The sequence below is a fragment of the Spirosoma utsteinense genome (assembly GCF_014282275.1).
Classification (GTDB): Bacteria; Bacteroidota; Bacteroidia; order Cytophagales; family Spirosomataceae; genus Spirosoma; species Spirosoma utsteinense.
The window spans coordinates 1-867 of the sequence record NZ_VFIA01000163.1; the positions used below are offsets into that span (position 1 = coordinate 1).

General features: G+C 50.3%; 1 protein-coding gene. It reads right to left on the reverse strand.

Annotated elements, in window-relative coordinates; all coding sequences use genetic code 11:
• Positions 1–19 precede the first annotated feature (19 nt).
• The gene (locus FH603_RS28280; RefSeq protein WP_186742763.1) at positions 20–799 is read right to left on the reverse strand and encodes an IS5 family transposase; all 780 of its coding nucleotides are present in this window, start codon (positions 797–799) and stop codon (positions 20–22) included.
• Positions 800–867: the final 68 nt, after the last annotated feature.

Consider the following 867-nt stretch of genomic DNA (forward strand, 5'->3'; position numbering starts at 1 on the left):
TTTAGAACATGTTGGGAAATCATATTTGGCAATAAGTCTCGATTCGTTGTAACATGATCTGGCTATTGGCCAGATACAGCCAACTGGCCGAAGAAGATACTGTATGCTCGTAGTCTTTGACGATTCTCCGAAAGTAGTTCGTCCAGGCAATGCTCCGTTCTACTACCCATCGTTTGGCCACCGGCACAAAACCTTGTGTTGATTCAGGCCGTGACGCTTTCTCAAAATCGATACTCCACCGGTCAAGCTCTTTGGCGAATACACCATTGTAAGCTTGATCGCCGAACATCTTTTCCAGGCGTTCGCCCACCCGCCAGAGAATAGCTACAACTAAGGCTTTGCCCAATGAGCCATCAGCCCGGTTGGCCGCATCTACATCGGCCACCCAAAGCCGCCCCTGTGTGTCCACCACAAAGGTCCGTTTACGCCCATTGACCTTCTTATTGGCATCCAGACCCCGCCATTCACCAATCATAGGAGCAAGTTTAACCGATTGTGTATCAATGCTTGCCGCCGAAGGCAAAGGCTCACGGTCGGCTTGTTGTCGATCGAGTTGGTTGAGAGTCGCGTTGATGTGTTCAAAGTAGTCGGCTTTTTTCCAGCGATCAAAATAATAGTATACGGCCTGCCAGTGGGGGAAGTTGGGCGGCAAGTTTCGCCACTGACAGCCGGTGCGTAAGAGCCAGAAAATGGCATCCATGATAGTACGTAATTCGTGTTTGCGTTTGCGCTGAAGGTCGAAAAAAGCCGAAATTGCGGCCCATTGGAGGTCGGTCAGTGGCTCCCACTGTTTGGTCATGACTTTGTCGTTTGGCGACCACAAAGTTGGCACGACCCTCAACCTTTCTCAATTTCCCAACACGTTCT